This is a genomic window from Pseudochrobactrum sp. AO18b, from assembly GCF_000409565.1.
GTDB lineage: Bacteria > Pseudomonadota > Alphaproteobacteria > Rhizobiales > Rhizobiaceae > Pseudochrobactrum > Pseudochrobactrum saccharolyticum.
On the sequence record NZ_ANNO01000490.1, the window covers coordinates 1 to 1,596 of the forward strand.

2 protein-coding genes are annotated in these 1,596 nt (G+C 54.5%); one reads left to right on the top strand and one right to left on the bottom strand.

From position 1 onward, the window contains the following. The coding region (locus A918_RS21035) for a DUF4131 domain-containing protein (protein WP_156831480.1) at positions 1–930 on the bottom strand (930 nt) is incomplete at its 3' end. Positions 931–1,187: 257 nt separating this feature from the next. Here A918_RS21035 and A918_RS21040 point away from each other — a divergent pair. Next, positions 1,188–1,596: glutamate--tRNA ligase (locus A918_RS21040; RefSeq protein ID WP_033316258.1), on the top strand; the 409-nt coding region annotated here is incomplete at its 3' end.

Below are 1,596 nucleotides of genomic sequence, written 5' to 3' on the forward strand. Positions count from 1 at the left end.
CGCCCGCAACTGACCGGTCAGTGCCTCAACGGATGCAGTCCAGCTTTTTGATACTGCATCACCGGCAAATTCACCATCAACCAGTTTCGGCACGCCGAGATAGAAGCCATTACCGCCAATGCCGCGAAAATATCCATGAAATGCGAAATCATATTGCTCGGAACGCACCGGCCCGCCATGGGGACGCAATCGCACCGCTCCTTTCAGGACAGAACCGGTTTCAGCCTGTGCAGGTAAATCACGGGCAGAGAGCCGCAATCGTTGCGGCGCATAGCGCAAATGTGGTTTTTCCGTTGTCAGCACATCGGCAACAATACGCCAGCGTCCGGCTTTGCCATTGTCTTCAGCCTCCTGTTCGAGCGAGACAATCCGCGCTGTCAGAGTGGTTGACACAGAACTGCCAAGCATTTGCGTTGCATAGCGCTGCGTCTCCCATTTCGCAGCCAGCATACCAGTCATAAAGGCTAATATCAGCACAAGGCTGACACGCCTTATCAGCGTGTCCCGCAACAAAAACAGCAGCCAGCCCAACAGACATGCCGGCACAAACAGCTCTATCCAGTATGGTTCGGCCTTCAGGGAAAAATAATGAACCGCCCCTGCTCCACTCGCAACGGCCAGCAGCAGGAAAACCGTCCCGCGTTCATATTCAAACAGCAGAGCATCACAGATAGCATCCAGAAAACGCTGCCAATATTCCCGCAGATTGAGCCGGATGATCCGTGCCCGCTTTCGTCCGCTATAAACAGCACCATCATCGGGGATAATCTCTGCATCCGGCACCGGAGCAAAACCGAGCATGAATTGCTCGGCAGTTAATCCGCTTCTATGTTTCGTCCGGTCAGCCGTGCTCCCTGACCCGCCATCATCATGACGGGACTCAGTCTTGCTTGCCTGATGGCCACATTCACCGCCATAACCATTCGCCATGCTGTCTGAATTGCCCCCGCACCTGACAGCTGCACAATTATACGTCCAAAACAGTCCATTTCACGCAGGAATCTTGTATTGAGCGGCGTTAAACACCGGTTCTGCGCTTTGATTTTTGCATCAAGTCTTGCACGTTGTGCTGCCTATGCTACATGAACAGCACAAGAAATCGAGAGGCGGCCAGTTACATTCTTTAGCCGATATATTCGGATATAAGCGTAAGATCCTGTAACCTTGCCGCAGATACGGAGCGACCGATGTCATCACCCGTTATTACCCGCTTTGCGCCTTCACCGACCGGCTATCTGCATATCGGTGGCGCTCGTACAGCGTTGTTTAACTGGCTTTATTCCAAACATACCGGCGGCAAGATGCTGCTGCGCATTGAGGATACCGACCGCGAGCGTTCCACCGAGGCCGCAACGGCAGCTATTCTTGAAGGTCTGACATGGCTCGGCCTGACATGGGACGGCGATGCTATTTCCCAGTGGGAACGCGCACCGCGCCACCGCGAAGTTGCTGAAGAACTGGTGAAAGCCGGTAAAGCCTATTATTGCTATGCCTCACCGGAAGAACTGGACGCAATGCGTGAACTGGCGCGTGCTGAAGGCCGCCCGCCACGCTATGACGGTCGCTGGCGTGACCGTGATCCGTCGGAAGCACCGG